This is a genomic window from Paenibacillus sp. GCM10027626, assembly GCF_042676285.1.
Classification (GTDB): Bacteria; Bacillota; Bacilli; order Paenibacillales; family Paenibacillaceae; genus Paenibacillus_Z.
Genome location: NZ_JBHTHC010000005.1, coordinates 364,079 through 389,670 on the forward strand (window position 1 = coordinate 364,079; position 25,592 = coordinate 389,670).

16 protein-coding genes and 1 pseudogene are annotated in these 25,592 nt (G+C 49.7%); 5 read left to right on the plus strand and 12 right to left on the minus strand.

Annotated elements, in window-relative coordinates; genetic code table 11:
* Positions 1 to 201: 201 nt before the first annotated feature.
* Complete coding sequence (locus tag ACFQ0N_RS12985) at positions 202 to 1,878, plus strand: DUF6138 family protein (protein WP_379326613.1); 1,677 nt, start codon at positions 202 to 204, stop codon at positions 1,876 to 1,878.
* A 121-nt stretch (positions 1,879 to 1,999) separates the two neighbouring features.
* On the opposite strand, the gene ACFQ0N_RS12990 is transcribed toward ACFQ0N_RS12985, so the two are convergent.
* The 4 genes from ACFQ0N_RS12990 to ACFQ0N_RS13005 all read right to left on the minus strand — a co-directional run bounded on the left by ACFQ0N_RS12990 (position 2,000) and on the right by ACFQ0N_RS13005 (position 4,802).
* The gene (locus ACFQ0N_RS12990) at positions 2,000 to 3,079 is read right to left on the minus strand and encodes a stalk domain-containing protein (RefSeq protein ID WP_379326615.1); all 1,080 of its coding nucleotides are present in this window, start codon (positions 3,077 to 3,079) and stop codon (positions 2,000 to 2,002) included.
* Between the two features lie 192 nt (positions 3,080 to 3,271).
* Entirely contained in the window at positions 3,272 to 3,451 is a 180-nt protein-coding gene (locus ACFQ0N_RS12995; protein ID WP_379326617.1) for a hypothetical protein, read from the minus strand.
* A gap of 310 nt (positions 3,452 to 3,761) precedes the next feature.
* Positions 3,762 to 4,334, minus strand: coding sequence for a hypothetical protein (locus tag ACFQ0N_RS13000; protein WP_379326619.1), 573 nt, complete (start codon positions 4,332 to 4,334; stop codon positions 3,762 to 3,764).
* A gap of 171 nt (positions 4,335 to 4,505) precedes the next feature.
* Positions 4,506 to 4,802 (minus strand): hypothetical protein, encoded by a 297-nt coding sequence (locus ACFQ0N_RS13005; protein ID WP_379326621.1) that lies wholly within the window; start codon positions 4,800 to 4,802, stop codon positions 4,506 to 4,508.
* Between the two features lie 480 nt (positions 4,803 to 5,282).
* On the opposite strand from ACFQ0N_RS13005, the gene ACFQ0N_RS13010 reads away from it, so the two are divergent.
* From ACFQ0N_RS13010 to ppsA, 3 genes are all read left to right on the plus strand, one after another.
* Entirely contained in the window at positions 5,283 to 6,032 is a 750-nt protein-coding gene (locus tag ACFQ0N_RS13010) for a YwaF family protein (RefSeq protein ID WP_379326623.1), read from the plus strand.
* 609 nt (positions 6,033 to 6,641) lie between these two features.
* Positions 6,642 to 9,047, plus strand: a complete 2,406-nt coding sequence (gene helD / locus ACFQ0N_RS13020) for an RNA polymerase recycling motor HelD (protein WP_379326625.1) — start codon at positions 6,642 to 6,644, stop codon at positions 9,045 to 9,047.
* Positions 9,048 to 9,192: 145 nt separating this feature from the next.
* Positions 9,193 to 11,793 (plus strand): phosphoenolpyruvate synthase, encoded by a 2,601-nt coding sequence (ppsA, locus tag ACFQ0N_RS13025; protein ID WP_379326627.1) that lies wholly within the window; start codon positions 9,193 to 9,195, stop codon positions 11,791 to 11,793.
* 621 nt (positions 11,794 to 12,414) lie between these two features.
* Here ppsA and ACFQ0N_RS13030 read toward each other — a convergent pair.
* The 6 genes and pseudogenes from ACFQ0N_RS13030 to ACFQ0N_RS13055 all read right to left on the minus strand — a co-directional run bounded on the left by ACFQ0N_RS13030 (position 12,415) and on the right by ACFQ0N_RS13055 (position 19,389).
* Positions 12,415 to 13,365, minus strand: a complete 951-nt coding sequence (locus ACFQ0N_RS13030; protein ID WP_379326629.1) for a metallophosphoesterase — start codon at positions 13,363 to 13,365, stop codon at positions 12,415 to 12,417.
* 10 nt (positions 13,366 to 13,375) lie between these two features.
* On the minus strand, positions 13,376 to 14,437 hold the full coding sequence (locus tag ACFQ0N_RS13035; RefSeq protein WP_379326631.1) for a sensor histidine kinase: 1,062 nt from the start codon (positions 14,435 to 14,437) through the stop codon (positions 13,376 to 13,378).
* Positions 14,434 to 15,117, minus strand: a complete 684-nt coding sequence (locus tag ACFQ0N_RS13040; RefSeq protein ID WP_379326633.1) for a response regulator transcription factor — start codon at positions 15,115 to 15,117, stop codon at positions 14,434 to 14,436. The genes ACFQ0N_RS13035 and ACFQ0N_RS13040 overlap by 4 nt, the downstream gene beginning before the upstream one ends.
* Positions 15,118 to 15,141: 24 nt before the next feature.
* Positions 15,142 to 17,634 carry an ABC transporter permease gene (locus tag ACFQ0N_RS13045; protein ID WP_379326635.1) on the minus strand — a complete coding sequence of 831 codons (2,493 nt, stop codon included), beginning with the start codon at positions 17,632 to 17,634 and terminating at the stop codon, positions 15,142 to 15,144.
* A gap of 1 nt (position 17,635) precedes the next feature.
* Positions 17,636 to 18,311 (minus strand): annotated as a pseudogene (locus tag ACFQ0N_RS13050) (ABC transporter ATP-binding protein).
* A 139-nt stretch (positions 18,312 to 18,450) separates the two neighbouring features.
* The gene (locus ACFQ0N_RS13055) at positions 18,451 to 19,389 is read right to left on the minus strand and encodes an aldo/keto reductase family protein (RefSeq protein ID WP_379326637.1); all 939 of its coding nucleotides are present in this window, start codon (positions 19,387 to 19,389) and stop codon (positions 18,451 to 18,453) included.
* Between the two features lie 160 nt (positions 19,390 to 19,549).
* Here ACFQ0N_RS13055 and ACFQ0N_RS13060 point away from each other — a divergent pair, with 160 nt between their 5' ends.
* On the plus strand, positions 19,550 to 19,882 hold the full coding sequence (locus tag ACFQ0N_RS13060; RefSeq protein ID WP_379326639.1) for a winged helix-turn-helix transcriptional regulator: 333 nt from the start codon (positions 19,550 to 19,552) through the stop codon (positions 19,880 to 19,882).
* 109 nt (positions 19,883 to 19,991) lie between these two features.
* Here ACFQ0N_RS13060 and ACFQ0N_RS13065 read toward each other — a convergent pair whose 3' ends face one another.
* Entirely contained in the window at positions 19,992 to 23,801 is a 3,810-nt protein-coding gene (locus ACFQ0N_RS13065; RefSeq protein WP_379326641.1) for a DUF2341 domain-containing protein, read from the minus strand.
* 38 nt (positions 23,802 to 23,839) lie between these two features.
* Complete coding sequence (locus ACFQ0N_RS13070) at positions 23,840 to 25,576, minus strand: type 2 periplasmic-binding domain-containing protein (RefSeq protein ID WP_379326643.1); 1,737 nt, start codon at positions 25,574 to 25,576, stop codon at positions 23,840 to 23,842.
* Between the last annotated feature and the right edge of the window lie 16 nt (positions 25,577 to 25,592).

Genomic DNA, 25,592 nt, shown 5'->3' on the forward strand with positions numbered 1-25,592 from the left:
AAAAAAGGAGCCGTCACACGGCAGCTGATAGCTGCTTTGGGACGACTCCTTTCTTCTATATAAAAAGTTATTATAGTATAAAACTGCTTGCCCCCCGTAAATAAGCGAAAAAGATTTCCAATATGCCGATCAGCCATCGCATTAGCCGGCGCAATATATTATGCTAGTATAGTAACAAAAATAAAGTGGTGGTGATTGCAGATGGAGCAAGAAGCTTTGGAAGTATTAATAGAAGAATTAATGGCCGCATTTGACCGCTGGTTTGACGACATCAGCCAGAAGGATGCCGACAATATCGTCAAACGCAGCCCGCTGCAGGTCGGCATTCATGACTATGCGTGCGTTGAATATATGAATGGCAGAATTAGCTTATCCACAACCGGTACTGATTTTCTCGACTCCTCCAACAAAAAGAAGGCCCGCCAGCAGACGGATTTAACCAGTCAGCAGGTAACGGAAATCATACACCCCCGATTGACCGCTATGTTGCTAGAGCGTGTTGAAGCGTTGAAATCCACTCCGATATTGAACTATTACATAACCTTCAACGCCACGCTTCAAGTAGAAGACGGCGTGAAGTCGATCGAACTGCTGCATTACGTGGATGAAGCCAAGCGGAATCTGCTGCTGGAACGGATCGACCGCTATGTACAGCAGAAGATAATGGATGGCCGTCATCCGACGAAGCCGCTGGATACCTTTTTTCTTGCGCGGCATTTGCTAGACAAAGGGCTTTTCTCCCAGCCTGACTACGCTGATATTATTGCCATATACAAGCAAATTATCGAGCTGAACAAAGCGCATCCAAATACGGTGGAGAAGCACCGCATGGATTTGATAAGCACTGTCCGCAGCTGGGTAGAGGATGAATTTTTATTGCAATATTTTAACCCGCCGGCACGCAAATGGAGCAACGATCCTTACACCTTGAAGGAAGATGCAGCGCTGGCCGGGGTGGATCCCGCACAGCTGGAATTGCTGCTCTATGCTGCTACGATGATTATAAAATATGAGCCTAGCTATTCACGCCATGTCGGGCTGCAATTTCTCGACTGCGCCATTGCGCTCGGAAGCAAAAAAGCGGTGCAATATACGAAGGAAGGCAGCGGCGCATTCGCGCGCGAGGATATCTGGTACAAGGATGAGCAGCTGGAGTGCAAAGCGAATGACATCTTTTCTACCATTACGGTTGCCTTCAAGCAAGAGTCTGAAGCAAGCTACGGCTTGGCGCTCGATTTTATTTGCAACCTGCTGGAAAAGGGGTTCCAGAGCAGCTATCAGCTTAAACTAAAGGCAAGCCAGAAGACCTTTCTGCCAATCAAAGGTCTGGCCAAGTCACATACCCATCGTTTCTTCGCAAGTGCCGCGGAATACGCAGGCTTGCATCCAAAGCTGGAGCAATATGCGAAGCTGGCGATGAAGGAATTTGAATGGTATGCCGACACAGAGGGCGAAAAATCCTGCATGCCGGGCAGCTACGCCGTATTCGCACTCGCTTTGCGCGATTCGGCTTACTTTCCTCTAGTTGAGCAATATATGGCGCTGGTCGACGAGGAGCATCAGCTAGTACAGGATAAATTTGTGGAAGCGCTCATTGCCGAATACGGTATTAGCCCTGTGACGATGCCAACTTTGGTGATTTGCCTGCTGAAATGTACAGAGCGTGTCTCGATTAAACCCGCAGAGGCGTTTGAAACTGAGGAAAATATGCAGATTCTGCTGGAGCAAACAAGCAAGCTGTCCGAGTATGAAGTCGATTTGCTCGTCTATCAAATTTGGCGAGGCTCCAAGAAGCTTAAAACGCGGAGCAAAAAAGCGCCCGCCGCTGCGCAGCCTTTGCTGCTCCAACTGCTTGAGCGCTGCAGCGATGCAGTCTAGGCGGATTGGGCGAGGAACAATTGACCGCAACCATGCTTTTGCCTGCAAATCGGCAAAAAAGAACCGTCCCGCAGCAGTTCAGTGAACTGCTTTGGCGACGGTTCTTTCTTGTTTGGCCGTTCTATGCCGCTTCATCCCCAGCAGCTGGCGGCTCAGCACTATCCTCTGCGTTGCCTTCCGGGCTTACAGATTTTGGAGCTGGTGCTTCTTCAGCTTTTCCCACCTTTTTCTCCGGTTTTTCCGGTGTTGGAGTCGGAGCCGGATTAGCCGGTTTGGTTGACGCTGGCTTCGCAGGCTCTTGCTTCGGAGCAGCAGAAGTCAGTATGATCGTATTCTTCTTCCCGTCCCATGTCACGCCATACTGCGATAATGTCGAGATGTCGCGCAGTGGCAGCATCACTTTGTTGTTGATCATGCGGGAAGGCGTCATTTGCACTTTTTTCCCGTCTACTAATGCAGTATCGGTGTTCGGCTTATGCACGATGGTACGCTTGCCAACGTAAGCCGTTGCCGTTCCTGTCTTGGCATCCCAATTTACTTTCGCGCCAAGCATTTCAAACAATTCTCTCATTGGCACGAACACGCGCGAATCAGAGACTAGGAATGGCGTTTTCATCTTGGTTTCGACGCCATTAACGACAATTTTGCCATCGAACTGCTTTTCAACCAGTACATATCCGTTGTTTTCAGCAATTTTTTCAAAAGATAAATCGGATGAGGTCACTACGGCATAGCTGTTCACTTTGATCTGATCAAATAACCAATGTACTTCGTCATTATACATGCGGATACAGCCTGCGCTCACATATTTACCGATCGAATTTGCATTATTATTGCCGTGAATCGCGTAGGTCGTTCCCTTCGTGCCGTAAATATCAAGCCCAATCCAGCGGTCGCCAAGCGGATTGCGCGGATCGCCGCCAGGAATTTTGTCTTTGTAGTACGGACGATTTTTAATTTTGTTAACAATTTTGTGCTTGCCGTCCGGCGTAAGATCGCTCGTCTTGCCCGTGGCAACCTTGAACGTCCGCTGCAGCTTGCCATCTTCAAAAAAAGCTAACTGATTCGTCTTCTTATTTACTACAATTAGCTGATTCGGTTCCGACTTGGCCTGGGCTCCGGCATGATCGGCAACCGCCACAGCACCCGCAAAAAATAATGCGCATGCAAGCATTACGCATTTTCTAAAAACCTTCCCCATGAAACACACTCCCTCATTCCCCATAAAACTTCTTGTTGTATTGAACAGCACCCTATAATACGTCAAAAGGAATAAATAGGTTGCAGCAAACCGGAAAAATAGTGAATTTATCCCGGTTTTAGCCCCTATTAGTTTCTTTTGCTATTACAAAAGGCCCTTTAACTACTCTATGCAAGGAGTGCACAAACATGATTACTTTTTATCGTGTCTGCTAAAAATCGCCGTAGCGCCAACAACAAGTGTAACGGCAATCAGCGTCATCATGAATAGATTGTCACTGACATCATGTACAGAATGAGTTTGGTTGTAGAAAATAATAAGTTCAATGACTAGAGCGACAATCCATACCGTATAGATTTCATATTTTCTCATTCGATAGACTGCCTCCCTACCGGGCAGATAATGACACGTCACACACGGTCAAGCAATGATCATCCGAAATACTTGTACTAGTTACGCGGGTATTATAGTAGCACCATTATACCAGCATCTTTTCTTTCCTGTATATGGAATTGTTAATTGATTCCCGCATGACACGGGAGTGGCATGGACGTTTAACTGCATTTTATGCAGATAGATTCAAGCGATTGCAGAAAGGGACTAAACTGCATTTAGTCATCAAAAAAGAGACGCCGCTGGGGCGACTCCTCGTAGTTACCTATCGCAAAAGCGCGTTACGCCATCAAGCCGTAGCCAGCCGCGCGATGACGGTCCGAGCCGCTTCCAATCCGCCCCTATAGACGCCCAAGCTTCCGCGGTACAGCGGTTTTAGGCAATGCGCTTTTTCTAAATCTGTCGGGGTAACCAACTCCGGCGGTTTGGAGCTGATTGGAATCCCATTCTGCATCAGAACGGAAGCGACAAACTGCGTACAAAAATAGGCATCCTTCCGCGGAATTCTTGTGTTCAGCAGCACACCAAACAATCCTAGCAGGTTATAAGTGTAACGGTGCTTGTTCTGCTCGAACGCGCGAATATGCAGGCAGATTCTCTCGTATGTATCCTGGTCCACATCGCAGCAATAGAGCGCGCAGGAAGCTTGTTCGAACATGTCGCTCGTCATATCTTCTTTCACGAAACCGCCGACCCATGGATTATTCCGTTTTTTGCGGCCAAAGCTGAATACTTCAGTAAGCTCCCGATCCAACGCAATCGATGCATGATTCATAGGCGCTCTCGTAAATACCCGGATCAATTTCGTGAACCATGTCCCTGTATCGGTAAGCAGCACATAGATATGACGTGTGTCCTTCATGGCATCCGGCCTCCATTGCATTCTTCGTCGCATAAACCTCTTGCTTATAAGAATAAAGCAATATACGATTTCACGTAACGTACCCGAGATGGGCATGCATCTCTGACTTTAGTCGGGGACTCCTCTGCATCTAAGGATTTTATGTCACGCGGAGCTGGCGGGGGCTTGTTCTCAATCTACTTTATTCCAATTTTCTTTAATCTGTCTAATTAACTGCGATTGCTCCCCGCCCCTGCCCTTGCCCTGCTTCTTGTCCTGCTCTGCCCACAAAAGATAGATCACACCGGCCGCTAATGAGATTATGCTCCATATTAAAAGTCCGTTGCCGATATAGCTTAATAGAGAGTCAAACAGCTCCGCGCTCCACGAGGTAACATTCGATCCGAATATAGCGGCGCTCACATACCGCATTCCATAAAGAAAAGCGGCAATGCAAATAAAAACTACACCTGTGGCACGTTTGCTCATTACATTTCCTCCTTCAACCATAAACGTTCTGTTAATAAATGTATTCCCTCTCCCTAAGTCAAATCCTTTTTTTATTGTTGTTATAACTATGAGGCTATTCCCATAAGTGTTCGTATGATACAGGAACTTCTCAAGATCGAGAAAAAGGACCTCAAAGTCCACCGTTAAGTGGAGAATGAGATCCTTTCTATCTCCTTATCTGCCAAACTTCTCACTCACCCCCATAAACAAGCTCGTCCACGCTCATATACATATAAGCCTTTGATCCGTGTGCAGCCGCCACTTTTTGTTCAACCACCCTAGCTTCCCCCTCGCATTTCTCTAGCACAATTTTAATTTTAGAGTAATTTAATGTCCATTTCGGCTTGTTTGCAATTACAATAACGGTAAGCGCAAACAAATAAAATGCTGCGATTCACGAATAACGGATCTACGCGGTCCGCCCGTGCTCCGTCTAACCTATCGGAGGTGAAAGTCATCATGGAACTCGATGCTGCAATCGGATCGGCATACCGATTTTTCGCCTATTCTCCATCGCATATCTCCATGCTGGCACTTTTTATTGCCCTTATTGCCAGCTTGTATTTAAGCCGCAATTGGCTGCGGCAAGGACAAAGAAGCCGATATGGAAGATTCGTCCTGGCTGCCATTCTCATTCTATCCGAGCTGACTCTTAATTTGTGGTATATCAACCAAAGTATATACAATGTAAGCGACACACTGCCACTGGAATTGTGCAGCATCTCGCTTTATCTTTGTATTTTTATGCTGCTGTTCAATAGCCGCTTTATTTTTCAAATCGCCTATTTTATCGGGATCGGCGGTGCGATTCAAGCTTTGCTGACGCCTGTGCTTTACTACGGATACCCGCATTTTCGCTTCTTTCAATTTTTCATTGCGCATATCGCAATCATTCTCGCCGTGCTGTATATGGCATGGGTGGAATGCCTCCGCCCTACGCTCAAATCCGTTGGGCTGACGATGGGGTTTCTCAATGTTCTGCTTGTCATCGTCCTGCCGATTAACTGGCTGACCGGCGGCAATTATATGTTTCTCGCCCGTAAACCGGACACGGCTTCACTGCTTGACTATCTCGGCCCTTACCCATGGTACTTGCTTTCTATGGAAGCCTTCGCCCTGTGCTTCTTCCTATTGCTCTATTTGCCTTTCGCCAAGGGCAGCAAGCGCTCCGCGCAGCTTGCTAGGGAGGTGAAGCATGACAGCGACTAAGGTTGCAAGCCCCCATTACCGACAGCATAAGGTTGGCCATAGGTGAATCTTCGCCAGTAAAGCTCAGATTTTCTTTAACAAACTCGATTCGAACACTCCGTTTGGTTAGGTCTTGGACGATTTTGCGAAGATCATCCAAATTTTTTCTTGAGATCTTCTGACGTCAGTTGGAGGTATAGTTCATTATGACAAGTAGACCAGAGAGGGGATTACGAACGGGCAGTTTAGTTCCAATATATGGTGGTATTTCCCCCGAGAGATTCTCCTATGTTTCAACGGGTTCAAGTGTTTTCATTCTACAATTCAGAGCCAGTGGACATAATAAAAGATGACCCTTATGAATTAAAGGGTCATCTCCTGGCAGCTTAACTCCGCGGTGTTTTGAAACTGTCCACAATCCGGGCCAATGTTCAGCGCAGCCGAACGGCAACAATAAAAAAAATAAATTGAACACGAAATGACACTATGATATAATCGATAGCGTCATTGACTAATTAAAATACGGATTACATTTAATTTTATCCCTACTTTAATTGTACATCTGGAACTTTGATTTGTCAATGCTCTTTTTTATCCCAAAAAACGGAAAAGGGAGTGTGTTCAGGGGAGATGGACGCGAAGGATTGGCGGGAGGAACAGGAGCGGCTGGAACAGGTCCGGAACAAGCTGCAGGCGAGAATCGCCGAACTGGAGCCGGAGGTTGCGGGGCTGCGCGATCAGGCTTCAGACATCCGCAAGCGGTTTTGGGAAGATGTTACGATCAACACAAGCACGGGCGGAGATTTTGAAGAGACCTACTACACGATTAACCAGCAGTCCGCGTTATTGGCCGAACGGGAGCGCGGCCACAAGCTGCTGACCGAGCAATGGAAAAGCATGAACCGTCTGCTCCCGTCTCCTTATTTCGGACGCTTCGACTTTAAGGAGGATGGTCTGGACTTCAGCGAGCAGATCTATATCGGCGTCTCTTCCTTCGTCGACGAAGACGGATTGAGCTTTCTGATTTATGACTGGCGCACGCCAATCGCGAGCCTGTACTACGACCACACCCCCGGCCCGGCGTCTTATGTCACGCCGTCCGGACGATTCGAAGGGATGATGGAGCTCAAGCGGCAGTTTCAGATTCAAAACGGGCAAATCCGCAACATGTTTGACGCGAGCGAAACGATCGGAGACGAATTGCTGCAGCAGGTGCTCGGCAAAGGCGCGGATTCGCAAATGAAGAGCATCGTGGCAACCATCCAGAAGGAACAAAACGCCATCATCCGCGACGACAACAGCCGGATGCTTATCGTGCAGGGGGCGGCCGGCAGCGGCAAGACTTCCGCGGCGCTGCAGCGGGTGGCGTACTTGCTGTACAAACACCGCCAGACGATCAAGGCCGATCAGATCGTTCTTTTCTCGCCGAATCCGATGTTTGCCGGTTATATCTCCACTGTCCTTCCGGAGCTCGGCGAAGAGAATATGCAGCAGACGACTTTTCAGGAATATCTCGATTATTGGCTCGGTTCCTCGCTGCGGCCGGAGGATCCCTTTCATCAGATCGAATACGTGCTGACCTCGCAAGGTGCGCCGGGGTACGAGGCTCGCCTTCAGGGGATCGGGTATAAAGCATCCGAGGCTTTCCTGCAAGCCCTGCAAAACTATGCAATGTGGTTGGGACGGGAAGGCATGCGGTTCAACGGTATTCGGTTTCGGGACCGCGAATTGATTACCGCGGAGCGAATGAGGGCGGAGTTTTACGGTTATGACCGCTCCCTGCCGTTGTTCAATCGTGTCCTACTTTTGCAGGAATGGCTGCTGAATGAACTGGCTTCGCTGGAACGCGCGGAACGGGAAGCGCCTTGGGTACAGGAAGAGTTGATTTATCTCGACACCGAGCAGTACGTGGAGGCCTTCGAAATGCTGCATAAAGAGAAGGAAGTATTCGAAATTGCTGAAAAATACGCCGCTCGTGAGAACGAACGCCGGGGAGATGAAGGCGACTTTGACTTCGGCCTTAAGGAGGAAGAGCTACTTCGCCGAAGGATCGTGAAAGAAGGCTTTAAACCGCTTAGGAAAAGCGTGAAGAAATTCTCGTTCGTCGATATCAAGAGCTTATATGGGCAACTGTTTGAGGGCGAAGCCCCTTATCGGGAGAAAACGAATGGGGCCGACGTCCCCCCGCTGTGGGCTGAAATATGCGGGCAAACCAAGGAAACTCTGCTCCGTAGCGAGTTGTTCCACGAGGATGCGACTCCGTATTTGTATTTAAGAGAACTGATCGAAGGCGTCCGGACGAACACGGAAATCCGGCATGTCTTCGTTGACGAGGGACAGGATTATTCGGCGTTTCAATATGAATATCTAAAAAAGCTGTTTCCCCGTGCCCGGATGACGGTGCTCGGCGATTTCGGGCAAGCGATCTATATGCAGTCTACAAGTTTGGACGCAGCCGATTCGCCACTGGTCCGCCTTTTCGGCGAAACCGAAACACGCCTTGTCCGCCTTGTACGCAGTTATCGTTCAACCAAGGAGATTGTTGAATTTACGAAATCGATGCTTCCAGGCGGGGAAAATATTGCACCGTTTGAAAGGGGCGGCCAAAGGCCCCTTCTGACGAGACTGGACGGCGGGAAGAAGCGTGATGCGCAAATTCTGGCTGACATCGCGGCGCTTATGGCCGAGGGCTTCGATTCCATCGCCGTCATTACGAAGACGGCAGCCGAAAGCCGGGAGGCCCATGAATCGTTACGGATTCATGGAGGCGAAGCTCTGCAGCTCATTACGAAGGAGACGCTGGGCTTTGAAAAAGGAGTGATGGTCATTCCCGTGTATCTCGCCAAGGGTGTCGAGTTCGATGCAGTCTTGGTCTATGATGCTTCGCCCGAAGCTTACGGCCGGGACAACGAACGCAAACTTCTTTATACGGCGTGTACGCGGGCCATGCACCGGCTTCATCTTTACACGACGGGCGATTGGTCGCCGTTCGTGCAGGCATTGCCCGCGAATTTGTACGAGAAAGCACGATATTGACGGATCGGGGATAACGTTGGCCGCGATAAGCTGCTCTCATGATTCTGCAAATCTTCGGCGCCATCCTGCAGCCCGTCATCAAGGCCGGACCAGTAAACTCTTGTCAAATGTTTTTTCTCAATTTAATGGTTAGGAGAGATGTTGAATGAGTTCTTTGGTTCTCGGTTTTCAAGAAATGAAAAAAACGCAGCTTTTGCTCGTTGGCGGAAAAGGGTTAAATTTAGGGGAATTATCAAAAATTGAAGGAATACACGTACCGGAAGGATTTTGTGTTACAACAGCGGGATATCAAAAAGCCATCGAACAAAACGAAACGTATCATGCTTTGCTGGATCGACTAACCATGCTAAAAGCAGAAGATCGAGATCAAATTGCTGAAATCAGCAGGGAAATTCGACAAATCATTATGGAAGCAGGAATTCCTGCCGATGTTGTGAAAGCAGTTGCTCACTATCTCTCTCGGTTTGGCGATGAACATGCTTATGCAGTGCGTTCTAGTGCGACTGCTGAAGATTTGCCGCATGCCTCTTTTGCCGGTCAACAAGACACCTATTTAAATATTATCGGCAAAGAAGCGATCTTGCAGCATATCAGCAAATGTTGGGCTTCCCTGTTCACGGATCGCGCGGTAATCTACCGTATGCAAAATGGATTCGACCACAGCCAAGTTTATTTATCTGTTATCGTTCAAAGAATGGTTTTCCCGCAGGCATCAGGAATTTTATTTACTGCTGATCCGATTACTTCTAACCGAAAGCTGCTATCCATCGATGCCGGTTTTGGACTTGGAGAAGCAATGGTCTCTGGCTTGGTATCTGCCGATGTTTATAAAGTGCGGGATGAGCAAATCGTCGACAAGAGGATAGCAGCCAAGAAAATAGCGATCTATGGACGGCAAGAAGGCGGAACAGAGACCCAGCAGATCGATCCCGATCAGCAGAAGACGCAAGCCCTTACTGACCAACAAATTTTACAACTGGCACGCATCGGAAGACAGATCGAAGCTTATTTCGGCCAGCCGCAAGATATCGAATGGTGTCTGGATGACGATGCATTTTATATTGTCCAGAGCCGGCCGATCACGACGTTATTCCCAATTCCTGAAGCGGATGATCAGGATAACCACGTTTACATCTCTGTCGGGCACCAACAAATGATGACCGATCCCATCAAGCCGCTCGGATTGTCTTTTTACCTATTAATGACTCCAGCGCCGATGCGTAAAGCTGGCGGAAGGTTGTTTGTTGATGTTGCACAAATGCTGGCTTCACCAATCAGCAGAGAATCATTATTAACTACCATGGGACAACATGACCCGCTCATGAAAGACGCACTTATGACCATAATTGAACGAGGAGATTTTATAAAATCGTTGCCTGATGATGAAAACCCGCCGAATCCCAGAAGAAGCAATCCAAATCCGCTGGCACAATTCGATAACGATCCGACAATCGTCTCGGATTTGATCAAGCGCAGTCAAGCGTTGATCGAACAGTTGAAACGAAACATTCAAACGAAGTCGGGATCGGCATTATTCGATTTTATTCGGGAAGATATCCAGCAATTAATGAAGTTCTTGACTGACCCGCAAAGTTTGAATGTCATTATGACCGTTATAAATGCTTCAATTTGGATCAATGAAAACATGAACGAGTGGTTAGGCGAAAAGAATGCGGCGGATACGCTTTCTCAATCTGTGCCGAACAACGTTACGTCGCAAATGGGTCTGGAGCTAATGGATGTCGCAGATGTGGTTCGTCCCTATCCGGAGGTCATTGATTATTTGCAATATGTAAAAGCGGATAACTTTTTGGATGAACTCCATAAGTTTGACGGCGGACAGGAAACCCGAGACGCGATCTATGCTTTTCTCCAAAAATACGGAATGCGGTGCACCGGAGAAATCGATATAACAAGAACGCGATGGAGCGAAAAACCGAGTACGCTTGTCCCCATGATCCTGGGCAACATTAGAAACTTTGAGCCTCTTGCCGGCAGCTTGAAATTCGAACATGGGCGACAGGAAGCTATGGACAAAGAACAAGAGCTTTTGGAACGATTGAAGCGTCTTCCGGACGGTGAGACAAAAGCCAAAGAAACCAAACGAATGATCGACATCGTTCGGAATTTCAGCGGTTACCGGGAATATCCCAAATACGCTTGGATGAATCACTACTTCGTTTATAAGCAGGCTTTGCTGAAAGAAGCCGAACGACTTGTACAAGCGGGCGTGATCCATGAAAAAGAAGATATATACAATCTCACTTTTGAAGAACTTCACGAAGCCGTACGCACCCATAAAATGGATAACCAGATCATCAGCAAACGAAGAGACGAGTATAAATTATTCGAAAAACTAACTCCGCCGCGTGTGATCACGTCTGATGGCGAAATTATTGCAGGCAAGTACAAACGAGAAAATCTCCCGGCGGGAGCTATTGTGGGTCTGGCTGTTTCTTCCGGAGTGATCGAGGGGCGAGCGCGTGTCATTGTAAATATGGAAGCTGCTGATCTTGAAGAGGGAGATATATTAGTCACGACGTTCACTGACCCTAGCTGGACACCATTGTTCGTCTCCATAAAAGGCCTGGTCACCGAAGTTGGCGGACTGATGACCCATGGCGCAGTGATCGCACGTGAATATGGCTTGCCGGCAGTCGTCGGAGTGGAGAACGCGACCAAATTGATAAAAGATGGGCAACGAATTCGCGTGCATGGAACAGAGGGGTATATCGAACTGTTGTAATGGCTGAATACGTCAAGTAAGAGCCTCTGTCATCCTTTGCGGGTGGTGGAATCTTTGATGAAGACTGGATACGCGAAACCGCCCGCAATGTTTTCGACCGTACTCGCGATCTTGCTGCACAACTGACGAATCCATTCTTGATCGATGCTGGTAGCCCTTGGCGTGAAAAACGCGGATTGTAAGGATGATCCAACTTTCGCGGCCTGAAATACGCAGATAAACCCTTAAAACCGATGGAAGGAGAACGTTAGTTGAACTTCACTTGCTAATATGAGAACCGGATTCCTTTGAGGGTCCGGTTTTTCCGTGCGACGCATTGTTAGCGTACGATTTTTTCCGTTTCGTGAGGTGACCCCATATAGGCTGACAAAATTCCGCCGGGATGAAGAATGCTTACTTCATCCCTTGGCGTTCCTTCTAAGCAGCGACGTCTGTTGCAGTTCTTTTGTTATGTGTGGGCGAGTGGACCCGAGCGGACCGTCGTTCCGTTATTGGCCTCAAATCGCCCCGAAAATCAGGGTAAATCCACAAATAACGGATTCTCCGCCAAAACTTCCAATCGCCTGTTTTCCGAGCAAATAGCGGATCGTAGGTCCGCATGACTTCACAAAAGGCAACGATCTACGATTGTTTCAGCAATTCGATCACCGTAATCTCCGGCGGATTAAAGACCCGCGGCAGCTTCACCTCGCCAAGGCCTATATTAACCTTCTCGTCTCCCATCCCGCGATTAATAATTAGTGCGGCCGGCCCGGACGCTTGCTCAAGCGTAAATTTGCCGGCATCATATTTTGGGAAAAAGGATCGCTCCGGCGACAGGAGTCCCCCTGCAAAAGGAATACGGATTACCCCGCCATGCATATGGCCGGCGAGCGTCAAATCTGCTCCCCATTCCGCATATTGCTCAAAGTAGAGCGGATTATGCGTCATCAGGATCGTGAAGGCGCCGGGCTCCGCCGCACCGATCCTTTTTTCGATATACGCTTTGTCGAGCGGCTTTTCCCCTACATAAGAGGCCGTGTCCTTCGCCTTATAAAACCGTAAGGGCAGCGTAAGCCCGTATAACTGAATCGACTCGCCATTCTTCACAATTTTTGTCCCCGACTCGTCCATCACATGGACACCGAGATCGGCAATCCGCGCCATATATTGCTCATATTCGTCCGACTGCTCTCTTGATGCAATGCTGCTCATAATTTGCTCATGGTTGCCGGAGACGTAATAAATCGGATATTGCGCCTGCAACTGTTCCGCCAACTGCAGAAAAATCTCACCGTCATCATTCGTCGAGTTTTTCATGTCTCCGGTCATGACGATCAAATCCGGCTGAATCTCATGAATTTTATTGACAAGGTCGGCATTGTTATGACCAAATGTTTTGCTATGCAAATCCGACAGCTGCACGATTTTATAGTGGTCGAATGCAGCCGGCAGCTTATTTGAAGTAACGGTATACCGGCTGACCTGCAGCCACCCGTTCTGCATATATACGAATGCAATTAATAGTACAAAGCAAGCCAGCACACTGAGCAGAGCTCTCTTGAGCCGCTTGCCTTTTGAAGATTTTTTCATGCTGCACTCCTTATCCCGAATTTGGTGCCGGCTCATCGCGGTCATTGGGCAAAAACAGCGAAAACGTGCTCCCCTCCCCAACAACGGAGGCAGCCTTTATATAACCGCCCTGTGCAGCAACAATTTTGCGCGCCAGATAGAGGCCGATCCCGACCCCCTGAACCGCTTTTGCTTGCTCTCCCCGGTAGAAGCGGGCAAATATTCGCCCCAGTTCCTCCTCTGCGATCCCGGCTCCCTGGTCCCGCACATCAATCCTGACGAACAGCTCATAGGGAATAATGGCGATCTCTACGCTAGCAGATGGCTTGGAATATTTTATGGCATTATCGATGAGGTTGAAAATCGCCTCACCAGTCCATTTCGGGTCATGCTTCAACGCAAGCTCTGCAGAAGGCCCGCCCTGCAGCTTGATTTCGATTCCCTTTTGCTGTGCCGCGGGATATGCCTGCTTGATTGCTGTAAGTACAGTGGATGCCAAGGGCCGCTTTTCCGGGACGATCGCAATGATGCCCGTCTCGATACGCGACATTTGGATCAGACTATCGAGCAGCCAGCTTAGCTTTTCCAGCTGATTTTGCATATGGCCGGTAAATTCACCGCGTTTGTCCGCAGGCAGCGTCGCATCCAGCAGCAATTCATTATACATGCGCAAGTTCGCCAGCGGCGTCTTCAATTGATGGGATATATCGGAGATGAGCGCCTTTACTTCCTCGCTGTCCTGCCTGTAACGCTCCCTTTGAGCGGTCAGCATGCGCGATAGCTTCAAAATTTGCGCCTGCAATTTGGATACTGCGGTATCCTCCGTAATGGAAAAAGCGACAACGGCCTCCTGCCTGTTGAGCAGCAAAGACTGGATCGTCGCCGTTAACTGCTGCAGCACTGTAGTTGTCTGCTTGCGAATCGCCAATAAGAACGCAGCATACAAAACTGCGGCAGCAGTGATAAAAAGCAAAGCAAGGCCGACCATTGTCCGACCCGCTTCATAGTAGATTAATGCGCTTAAATATACTGCGCTCAGCGCGGCAAAAAGCATAAACCCGATTAGGACCGTTTTTCTAAAAGACGGTTTCATTCATCCGCTCCCCAAGTATAGCCGATGCCGAATACCGTTGTAATGTACTCGCAGTTTCGCGGGTCCGTTTCGATTTTGCTGCGCAGCCGCTTGATCGTCACGCTTAATGTATTCTCATCGACATAGTTGCCGTCAGCATCCCATAGCTTCTCCAGTATAAGCTGCCTTGTCAGCACTTGCTTGCGGTGCTCGATGAGCAGCGTCAGCAGCTTGTACTCATTGGCAGTCAGATGCACTTCCTGCCCCCGCTTATACACCTTTCGTTTGGCATGATGAATCGCAAGCTCTTTATACTCCCATTTGTCGCCCGGCTCGTCGTTGCCGCTCCTGCGCAGCACCGCTCTGACATGCTGCACAAGCACCGGCATGCTGAACGGCTTGGTGATGTAATCATCAGCCCCCCGTTCAAAGCCGGCCACAATATCCTGCTCCGTATCATTGGCAGTGAGGAAGATGACCGGTACAGCCGATTTCGCGCGCAGTGCCTCGCATAGCTCAATCCCGCTGCGATCCGGCAACTGAATATCCAGAATGACCAGATCAAAATTGCCCGCCTCCAGCGCAGCCCAGCCCCCGGCATATGAAAATGCCGACTTGGTCCGGTACTGTTCCCGGGAAAGCGCAAAAGCCAAGCCTTCATTTAGCAGCTTATCATCTTCCACAATTAAAATACTGGCCATTCCTTCACTCCACCCTCCAAAAACTTAAGCTGTCGCTCTCAATCGTTCTACAATGCTATCTCCTTTTGCCGCCCGGTAGGCAAGTAACGGTACGGCGAGACATACGGCAAAAATAACGGCAACCGCACTGCAAAGCGACCAGGCTGGAAAGGTATAAACCGCGTAATCCGCCTCGGTTTGAAACAAACGGAAACTGGCATAGCTGATCAAGCTGCCTAGGGTAGCAATGAGCAGTGAAGAAATTGCCGCATAGCCAATCCCTTCAAATAAAAGCATATTGCGAAGCTGTCTGCGCGTCATGCCGATGCTCTCCAAAATCGCAAACTCGTGCTTGCGCACCTGAATGCCGGTTAGCATCGTATTAATGAAATTCATCACGCCGATCGCCGCCAGAATGAGCGTAATGGCTGTCCCCAGCAAATACATCAACTGCTTCACCTTCTCCATATCGGCCGCCTGCTCCAGCTTGGATTCCATATAGAGCTCATGGTCGTCGGCGAGCATATTGCCGATTTGGGCGACAATTTGCGGCTGCTCCCGTTTCTCCGCCTTAATATTCAGCTTGTAGATAAGCGGGTCTTCCAGCATTTGCTTCAACGCCTGCACACTGACATAAACATTGGGAGCCATGCCAAAGCCGGGCGTTTGCGAATTGGAGGATAAGAAACCGCCAATTTCCAATTTATTCTTAGGCGAGGACGCTTCGGACAGCAGCTGCAGCTCAAATTTGTCCCCGATCGCAACGTTTTGCGGACTTGCATCCAGCAGCGCGATTTCGCCTTTATTAAACCGCTCCAGATCAACTGGCCTCTGCAGCGCCTTGCTGAGTTCCGCCGCATGAGCTGGTTCCAGCCCGATCAAGTTCCCCCAGAACATTTCACGGTTCGCGGCCAACGCCTCATCGCCGGGCCGCTCTATCCCAAAGCGCCGGGCCAGATCATCCATATAGCTGGCGAATACGGCCGGATCATACAGAATTTGCGCTCGTTCGGTATATGTGGGACTAACCTGTGTAACACCGTCCATCCCGGCAATTTTCTCGATCATGGACTGCGTGATCGTCTGCTTGCTCTCGCCCTGATAGCCAACCGTAAGCGTATTATTGTACACGTCCACGTCATTTTCCATATATCGGTTTACAAAATGATCGGTGTCCATACTTAATATGACGGTATGCACCGTCAAAAAGATCGTCATGCCCAAAAATAAAGAGAGAAAAACGATAGCCGCCCGTTTACGGTCGCGAAAAATATTGCGGATGGCCATGCGGTGCAGCTTCGCGCCCTGCTTCCCTTTTTTCGCTGTTCGCTTCATTGCCGGTCCTGTATACTTGATCGCCTCGATCGGCGATACCTTGCCCGCAATCCGCGACGGCTTGAAGCAGCTGATCATCGTTGTGATCCAGGCAAACAAGGCCGCCCCGGCAAAAATAAGCGGGTTAAACGACATTTCAACCCCTGTCTGCAAATTGAAGGTTCGCAAAGCGAGCGGAACGAAGATGAGCGAGGTCAGTCCGCCTATTACAAGTCCGGCTGGAATAGCGGCCAGCGCCAGCCGGTTCGCCTGTCCGGCGACGATCCGTCTTATTTGCCGGGGAGTTGTGCCTACCGTTTTGAGCAAACCGTAGAAGCGAATATCTCTGGACACGGAAATATGCAAAACATTATAAATGAGCAAATAACCACTAAACATGACCAGTGCAACAATACTTGCAAACCCTGCTTTTTGGGCCCAGCCCATATCGGCGGCTGTACTATACAGCGGGACAAGTTTAAGCTGCTCTCCTTCCTGCAGCCCAAGACGGCGTTCCACCATGCCGGCATCATCTTCAATCGAGCCGCCATCGGCAAACAAGATGGATGCCGCGCCGGAACGCTCAGGACTGACCCCCAAAGATTCCGCCAGCGACCGGGACACCAGTATGGCCCCAATATTGCCGGAACGAATTTGTACATACTCGGTATACCAGCCGCTCAGCACAAATTGACCTCTGAGCTCCGCCGCCTCGCCATCAGTCTTGTAAGCCAGCGGAAGCTCCATGCCAAGCTGGGGCTGATCGATGCCCATTTTAGCCAATATCCAGGTTGGAACCATCACTTCATTATGCTGCTGCGGATAACCGCCTGTAATATTATCTACGACGGGGGCCCGCAGCTTCATCCATTCCGTCTCATCAAACCAATGTAGATTGACCGTAATATTGCCCATCTCCGGCGTATTGACAACCTGCGCTACACTTGCCTGCAGGCCGACTTGCCTCACCTCGTTAAGCTGCTGCAATTGCCGTACCTGCTCCTCTGTCGGATACTTAAGTACGGCATGCGCGGCTGTCCCCATCATTTTCAGCTCCTGCAGCTGAAACGATTTGACGTAGCTCATCCCTATGCTAAACACTGATGTAATTAGCCATGCCGTTAAAACGATCGCCGCCGCAACGAAACGGTTTCTCATCCGGTTGGCGCGCAGGCTGCGGTTGATCAGCTTTTTTACTACATGCCGGTTCGCGTTAGGGATCATGCTATTCACGCTCCCCGGCAATTTTGCCATCTTCGATACGGATAATTCGATCCGCCAACTGGGCAATTTCCTCGTTATGGGTAATCATGACAATCGTCTGCTGGAATTGCCTGCTCGTCACCTTGAGCAATCCGATCACTTCCTGGCTAGTCCGGCTGTCCAAACTGCCTGTCGGCTCATCCGCCAAAATGATAGCCGGCTTGGCAGCAAGCGCCCTGGCAATCGCCACTCGCTGCTGCTGACCGCCGGACAATTGATTCGGCAATACGTCCAGCTTATCCTTCAGCCCTAATGTCTGTATAATCTGCTCCAGATATGGCTCATCAATCCGGTCTCCATCAAGTTCAATCGGCAGCACGATGTTTTCATATACATTGAGCACTGGAACCAAATTTATAATGCTGGAAGACAAACCCGATTTTCCGTCGTCTGAACACCGTCAATTCATCATCGCTCATCTTAAAAAGGTCATGCCCCTCCACGATGACTTGTCCGCCGGTCGCCCGGTCAAGCCCGCCCAACAAATGCAAAAAGGTCGATTTTCCGCTCCCCGAGGTGCCGACGATCGCGACAAAAGCGCCTTCCTTGATCGCCACATTGATCCCGTCGACCGCTTTGACTACATTCGAAGTTGAACCATAATATTTTTTGAGATCGCATGCTTTCAATATACTCATGACAACAGCTCCATCTTCATAGGTTGCTAATCAGTATATCGTTCACTTCTTACAATCTCGTGACACCGCACACGCCCCTGGCAGAATGCAAAAACCACCGCGCTTCAACATGCTGAAGCAACGGTGGTTCCTCGCCATTTTAAGCCAATATTTGTTCGATTCGCTCTAGCACCTCAGAAGACAGTACGACGCCCGAAGCCTTCACATTTTCCTCGACCTGCTCGGGGCGGCTCGCTCCGACAAGCGCGCTCGCTACATTTGGCTGACGCAAAATCCAGGCGATCGCCAGCTGGCCGACTGTAATGCCAAGCTCACCCGCCACTGCGGAGAGCCGCTCGACCTTTTCCAGTTTTTCCGCTGTAATTTGGCCGCGTACCCATTCCACCTTGGCCGCCCGGCTATCTGCCGGAATATCGGTCGCCGAGTTATACTTGCCTGCAAGCACTCCTTGCGCCAGCGGCGAAAATACGACTTGACCGATGCCGCAGCGCTCGCCGAGAGGAATGACCTCTTTTTCAATATAACGCTCGAACATATTGTAGACGGGCTGATTGACGACGATCCGGTCCAGCAAATAACGATCAGCAATACCATGCGCCTCCGTCATTTGTGCGGCTGTCCATTCACTTATGCCGACATATAATACTTTTCCTTGACGCACAAGATCATCCAATGCGCGCAGCGTTTCATACAGCGGCGTATCCGGATCGTGGCGGTGACAATAAAAAATATCGACATAGTCTGTACCGAGACGCTTCAGACTAGCATGGCACTGTTCCATCACATGCTTGCGGGACAAGCCGCGGTCGTTAGGACCATCGCCCATCGGCCCGAAGGCCTTTGTCGCGAGTACATACGATTCACGCGGGAACGCCCGCAATGTTTCACCCAGCACAATCTCTGCAGCACCCTGCTCGTATATATTAGCTGTATCAAAAAAGTTGACGCCCAGACCATAAGCGGTCTGAATCGCTTTGACTGCATTTTCCTTTTCTACATATCCGCCATATGTCAACCAGCTTCCCAGACTGATCTCGCTTACCTTTAGTCCGCTTCCGCCTAATCGACGATAGTTCATCCTTGTTTCCTCCCTATCCCGTCATATATTGGGCTTACTTCACCCATTCATTGTATACACCTATGTATAAATATTAAAGTAGTGAAATTTTTATCTCTATATTATAGAAAGTATACATGCTATACTTTTGTATAGTTGAGTTTGAGGGGAGTTTGACTTCATGTCGGCAAACAACTATATACCGAAGGAACCGACCGTTATAGAATGCAATATTGAAAAAACATTAGATGTCATTGGCGGAAAATGGGCATTTCTCGTCTTGCGCGAGCTGTTTAATGGCAAAAAAAGATTTGGTGAACTGCAGCGCCTCATTCCCGCAGTCAGTCCGCGCGCCCTTACGACTACTTTGCGCCATCTGGAGGAGCATGGCGTATTAGAGCGGCAAGTATTCCCGACCGTTCCAGTAACGGTCGAGTATTCTTTAACCCCCAAGGGAGAGGATTTACACCGGATTTTGAAAGAAATGAAGCTGTGGGCTGCGAAGTGGAGCTAACGGCGCAGCCGTACCACAGTTGCTGTCATCTATAACGAAGCTGGATTAGCAGACAGAAAGACAGGGCAAGCCCGGCGGAAGAAATCCTTCCCATGCTTGCCCTTTTTCATTATTTGACTATGATAACCAGCTTCTCGCTACTTGTAGCGCCTGCTTCATTAATTAGCTCGACCGTATATTCATACTTGCCGGAAGCCTTGCCGCGAAACGCAGTTTGAATCGATTGCGCCTGCGGAGTATGATTGCTGAGTTCCTTAGTCTCAATGAGCTTATTATTCTCATACAAGCTATAAGCCGTTCCATTCGTTCCCCACCACATGTTCATCACGACATTGTAATTGCCGGTTCCGCCCGTATCGACTTTGGATAAGACCGGCTTGGCGGGCTTCGCCTGGGTAACTTTGACTGTAAGGATATCGCTTCTCGTCGTACCGAGCTGATTGATCAGTTCCGCATAATAAATGTAAACTCCATCTTTTTTATTGTCGATCGAAGTTATGGCTGTTTGCGCCTTTGGCGTTTGAGCATCGAGCTGCTGGACATCAATCAGAACATCATTTTCGTAAAGTTTGTAGAGACTGCCATTGTTGCCCCACCACATGTTCATGGTCACGTTGTATTTCCCGTCCAAAATGCCGGTATCGTGGCCGTTGTCATCCGACAGTACCGGTTTGCCTGGTGCAGCTGAAGGAATGTCGTCACCAAAATAGGGGGCAATAGTAACTGTCACACTATCGGCGGCGGCGCCGTCATACAGCAAATCCTCGCTGGTAACGCTGTGCGAAATGTGAATATCGCGGGCTTCCTCGGCCCGATGATCATTCAGCGCCCGAATTTGTATCTGCTGCTCCATATGCCAATTGTCCGGCGTAAATACAAGCTGCCGTGGTACAATTTCGAGCGCCTCTTCTCCCCCCAGTATATTAATCGTAACTGTAGAATTGGGCCGGCCGGTCAGAACAGCGCCGTAGTATTGGCCCTCCCCGCCTTTTTGCAGCTTCAAGCTCCCTGCTTCATTTGTCTTCACCGTCACTTGCTCTTCAGGGACGCTTCGTGGATCCAGCTTACCCGGAGTTGGCGCTTGATGAACAGCAAGCTTGCGCATCAGACTCTCGTTAGGCCCCGGCATCGAATAGACAATCGCTTCGTCTTCACCTGCCTCGACGACGCCTTCATTGTACTTCGCGCCAATGACATGATTAAAAGCCGGCGCACTGCGAATACCAACCGCTCGGCCATCCGCGCTTAACGCATCAATCGGATCGGATTGTGCCCGTGGGAACACGCCAAGAATGCGATCGTCCGGCAAATCATTCTCCGTTACTCCAAAATGACCGCGAAAAGCGTCAAGGTCAGCTTTGCCCAGCGGCCCTGGTGCATTCCTCATCCACAGCACCTTTGTTTCCTTGGGCGCGATAATCGTCTTGGAAGTGCCGGCAGTCGTCTCTCTGACGCCGCGGCTGAATACATATCCGGGATCAAACAGATGCTCAGGGTCGCCGTAATAGACCATCCGATAGCCATTGTCCGGCAATGTCATCAAATCAAGCGACTCATTGCCGGCGTTGTATATTTCCATATAATTAAATTCACCATTCGGACCTGCATTTGGAACGAGCTCTGTTATCCATAGGCTGGAATAGGCTGGCGGCTTCTCCTGCGGATCAACGGGGGGCGAAGATGTCTTCATGCTGTTCAACAATACATCGGCCACATAAGGATAATGATCGCTAGGATATTGACCGTCCATATTGTAGGTCAAAATTTCTCCCCTCAGCGCCTGAACCTCTCCCCTGAACAGCACCCAGTCAATTCTTGTAGCAGGACCGCCGCCAGTCATGTCCACATAATTATGGAAGGAGCCCAAGCCTTCATTTATTTTTTTGCCCGCCTCCAGCATCGAATCTTTCAATTGCCCGGTCCCGGTAAAGTAGCGGTAAACAGAGCTGTCCGGGCCGGAATTGAAATCTGCCGTGACGAAAACCGGAACATCCGGGTCGAACGCTTGCAGCTTCCGCACAATCAGCTCTGCGCTTTTATCACGCGCCTGCTGCGACTGATGGTCGAGATGGGTGTTCAGCATATAGAAGATTTTTCCCGTTTGCACATCCTGAAACTTGACCCAGCTGGCCATCCGGCCGATTTGATTGCCCCAGCTAGCGGAATAGATAATGTCCGGCGTATCCGACAGCCAGAAGTGATATTGTTCGAGCGGCTTCAATTTATTCACATTATAAAAAATAGCGGTATGCTCGCCAAAGTTGGAGCCTTCACGGCCGAAACCGATCCATCTGTACTCCGGGAGCTGCTCCTGCAAATCGGTTAGCTGATGATATAGCCCTTCCTGTGTGCCGATCACATCCGGCTTCTCCTGTCTGATCATCGCGGCCATAGCCGGAAGGCGATTCACCCAAGCCTGTTTTCCTGTATCCTCAGGCGTATCGAAGCGCATATTGAGGCTCATTACCCGCAGGCTGTCCGTACTCTTGCTTACATGAACCGGAAATGAAGACATAAATGAGCCTACGGCGGCGGCAACGGTTGCCGTCCCTTCGGCCATCCCCGTAATCTCCCCTCTGGCGACATCAAGGACCGCTGGATTGTCCGTAGTCCAAGCTGCCTGACGTGTCAAATCCATCGTTGTTCCATCCGAGAAATGTCCTGTCAGCGCAAGCTGCCTGGACTCATGGAGAACCAGACCGTCAAGTGCAGGAGCGATTGTTAAGCCCGTTAATTCCTTATGTGAGCCTTTTGTCTCCATGTTTCCAAAAAGGACGAATTCCCCTTTGACATTGCGGTATGAAGCTTGAATCCATTCTGCGCTGCGGGCTTTGTTGGCAATCGTCACCTCATCAATATTCCCTCTCATCGGCGATTGGCCATTCGAGTATGCACCGAGCACCAGTTGGGCTTCCTTGCCGATTCCGTTCGCCAAATTGCCGGAGCCAGCACGGGATCCCGCCAAGTAGCCATTCACGTACAGCTTCACATTATTGCCTGCTTGGGTACTGCTATAAGTGAGTGCGATATGCATCCATTCTCCGGTTTTGACTGTGCCGGCCGTTCTGTCGGCCTGATACTTGTTCCCGTTCGCCTCAAAATTTTGCAAATCTGTCTCGGTTACCAGATTATACACAAATGTTGTTCCATTATAGATGCGCAGCCAGTAGAGCTCGCCCTTCTCCGGCAAATCACCGCCAGTCACATCGCGCATAATGAGCCCGACCTGGCCGTTTGCGGGCAAAGCGTTCGGAGCGAAGTAGACAAAGCCCGACACGGTCAGCTCCGCTTCCCCATCTCCTACATAACCGAGTGGTACATGACCGCCCTGAAAAGCGACTGCCGGACCGGCAGCGCCTTGCTCTTCCGGCATTACGGCTCCGACGGCGGTACCGTTATAGCCATTCCCGGTAGAATCGGTCAATACTCCGCCGTCGCCATAAACCATATGGTGCACGGCCAGAAATCCATCCGACCACACTGCCCGCGGATCGATGTTAACCGGTTCATTCCCGCCAAAATACATCCAGATTGAGCTGCTCCCGTCCTTGACCAGTCGTGGCACTTTCACCCAGACGGTGCTATCCCCGCCCTGATTCCACGATTCCACTTCATAGGGCAGCTCGATCTGGCCGTCACTATCAAAAAATCTCAAGTCCTCTCGGCCATTCGGATAGACACCATTAGAAAGCTTCGACGGGGATAAGCGGATCAGCACCGGGAAGTCCGTCAGGTTCTCCTGCGTCCCCGGACGATCAACAGTCAATTCTACCCTGTAGCTTCTTTCCGGCGCAGCCCAATCATAAGATTGGGCCGCTACAGGCTCTTGTAATGGAGGAAGCAGAATACAAAGAAGTGTCACAACAAGCAAATTCGATAGATACTTGTAACCTCTGTTACTTCGCTGACAATTTGCCATAGCTGTTCACCTGTCCTTGAAAGGAATTTGCTAATTGCTTACTTGCCAAACTCGCCTGCCAATTTTTTCGCCTGCTCGTAATTTGCCAACACTTCATCAAACGCCTTGCCAACACCCATATTGTTAAAATCTTCAATCGCCTTCTGCTTGACAGCGTCGAATGAAGCATCGTCCTTGGCCATGACAAATTTGGCGACATTAGCCATAAAATACTCTTGCGCCTTGCTTAGCGCCTGCGATGATTCTTCTGATGGAGCAGCCAGCAGGCTCGAAGCGAGCCAAAACTTAGTCGCGGACTTGGCCTTGTTTTCTTTTATCAGCTTGTCGTATACTTGACCCGGATATTGAAACTCCGCCCCGTAATGAGCCGCAAAATCCTTTTCCGCAGCCGTTATCGATTCAGGCATGACATTCATACCAAGGTCGATCGGCATACCGTTATCATCCGGATAGGAGCCGGCAAAGCTGCTCAGTACTTTATTGTACTGGCCGATGCCAACCTGCTTTTTATACTCCGAGTTCTCTGCTCTGGCCAATTCCCCAATCAGCTGCGGCTTTCCGTCCACTACATCCCAATCCGTGCCTTCTACACCGCTGAACAGCAGTCTTCCTCCCTCAGGAGAGCTCAAATAATCAAGCAACTGCATCGTCCGTTCCGGATTTTTGTTATTGGAGGTAATGGCGTGAGACGTCAGCCCCCATCCCCAAGGATTATCCTCGGCGTAGACGCCCGGAATGTACGGGAACGGGCCGGGAATCATAATCATCTGCGCATTTTCGTCTCCGCCGGCACCGGCAATCATCGTCCCGCTTTTTGCCGGCATATAATGGGTAATAATTTCTCCTGTTTTTCTGCGCTCGCTGTTTTGCGATGATTTCTGAATGAAGCCGTCCGGATCGAAGAGCCCCATCTGATACGCTTTATTGAAAAACTTGATTCCTTTCCAGAAGATGCCGTCAGGATTTGTATAAGTCGCTTCCACCTCGCCTGTCTCGCGGTCCAGGAGCAAGTCGCCAGAACCAACATTGGTATAGCCATGGGAGAACGGATATGTAATCATGTAAGGCCATGTGCCCCAATCCGTCCATGACGAGAGCGCGTACACCTTCTTTCCGTTACTTGCCGTCGGCTGCAGCGCCTGCATTTTCTGCAAAGCCAGCAAATAATCATCCTCATTGTTCATCTCAGGCGCACCGATTTTCTTGTATAGATCCCAGCGGGTAAAAAAACCATAAGCCGCATTTTGCTTGACGAGTCCGTCATAGGCTTTCTCTTGAGCGGTCGTCAAAAAATAAACGTTCCCGGTGTTGTTGCTGTTGACCTTTCGCATCACATCGAGCGAAAGCGAGCTGTGTTTTTTAATATTGGCGCCGTACTTGTCCAGCAGCTCATCCAGCGCCATTACTTGGCCGCTCTGAATAAGGGAGTCCTTCATATTAATAACTGCGCCTTCGAGCGTGATGACATCCGGCAAATCCCCGCCAGCCAGAAGCGCTTGCAGCTTCTGCTCGTCGCCCTTGACCACATCGAGCGTAATATTGAACTTCTTTTTAATTTCCTCGGCGATAGCCGTCTTCTGCACGCCCGCTTCCGAGCAATCTGTACAGAACAGCTTTAATACAATCGGATCGTTCGACAAGGCGGACGGCTCCTTCACTTCCTGCACCTTTCCGGCATTGCCGCCATTGTCTCCTGTACCGCTGCTGCATGCCGTAATGACAAGCAGCATGGCCAATACCGCAGTCATCCACTTCAGTCGCTTTATTTGCTTCATTTGCAACCCCTCCTGT

What these genes read in the sequence shown, in the direction of transcription:
- ACFQ0N_RS12985 (WP_379326613.1), top strand. Translation starts at nt 202, where the DNA reads ATGGAGCAAGAAGCTTTGGAAGTATTAATAGAAGAATTAATGGCCGCA.
- ACFQ0N_RS12990 (WP_379326615.1), bottom strand. Translation starts at nt 3,079, where the DNA reads ATGGGGAAGGTTTTTAGAAAATGCGTAATGCTTGCATGCGCATTATTT.
- ACFQ0N_RS12995 (WP_379326617.1), bottom strand. Translation starts at nt 3,451, where the DNA reads ATGAGAAAATATGAAATCTATACGGTATGGATTGTCGCTCTAGTCATT.
- ACFQ0N_RS13000 (WP_379326619.1), bottom strand. Translation starts at nt 4,334, where the DNA reads ATGAAGGACACACGTCATATCTATGTGCTGCTTACCGATACAGGGACA.
- ACFQ0N_RS13005 (WP_379326621.1), bottom strand. Translation starts at nt 4,802, where the DNA reads ATGAGCAAACGTGCCACAGGTGTAGTTTTTATTTGCATTGCCGCTTTT.
- ACFQ0N_RS13010 (WP_379326623.1), top strand. Translation starts at nt 5,283, where the DNA reads ATGGAACTCGATGCTGCAATCGGATCGGCATACCGATTTTTCGCCTAT.
- helD (WP_379326625.1), top strand. Translation starts at nt 6,642, where the DNA reads ATGGACGCGAAGGATTGGCGGGAGGAACAGGAGCGGCTGGAACAGGTC.
- ppsA (WP_379326627.1), top strand. Translation starts at nt 9,193, where the DNA reads ATGAGTTCTTTGGTTCTCGGTTTTCAAGAAATGAAAAAAACGCAGCTT.
- ACFQ0N_RS13030 (WP_379326629.1), bottom strand. Translation starts at nt 13,365, where the DNA reads ATGAAAAAATCTTCAAAAGGCAAGCGGCTCAAGAGAGCTCTGCTCAGT.
- ACFQ0N_RS13035 (WP_379326631.1), bottom strand. Translation starts at nt 14,437, where the DNA reads ATGAAACCGTCTTTTAGAAAAACGGTCCTAATCGGGTTTATGCTTTTT.
- ACFQ0N_RS13040 (WP_379326633.1), bottom strand. Translation starts at nt 15,117, where the DNA reads ATGGCCAGTATTTTAATTGTGGAAGATGATAAGCTGCTAAATGAAGGC.
- ACFQ0N_RS13045 (WP_379326635.1), bottom strand. Translation starts at nt 17,634, where the DNA reads ATGATCCCTAACGCGAACCGGCATGTAGTAAAAAAGCTGATCAACCGC.
- ACFQ0N_RS13055 (WP_379326637.1), bottom strand. Translation starts at nt 19,389, where the DNA reads ATGAACTATCGTCGATTAGGCGGAAGCGGACTAAAGGTAAGCGAGATC.
- ACFQ0N_RS13060 (WP_379326639.1), top strand. Translation starts at nt 19,550, where the DNA reads ATGTCGGCAAACAACTATATACCGAAGGAACCGACCGTTATAGAATGC.
- ACFQ0N_RS13065 (WP_379326641.1), bottom strand. Translation starts at nt 23,801, where the DNA reads ATGGCAAATTGTCAGCGAAGTAACAGAGGTTACAAGTATCTATCGAAT.
- ACFQ0N_RS13070 (WP_379326643.1), bottom strand. Translation starts at nt 25,576, where the DNA reads ATGAAGCAAATAAAGCGACTGAAGTGGATGACTGCGGTATTGGCCATG.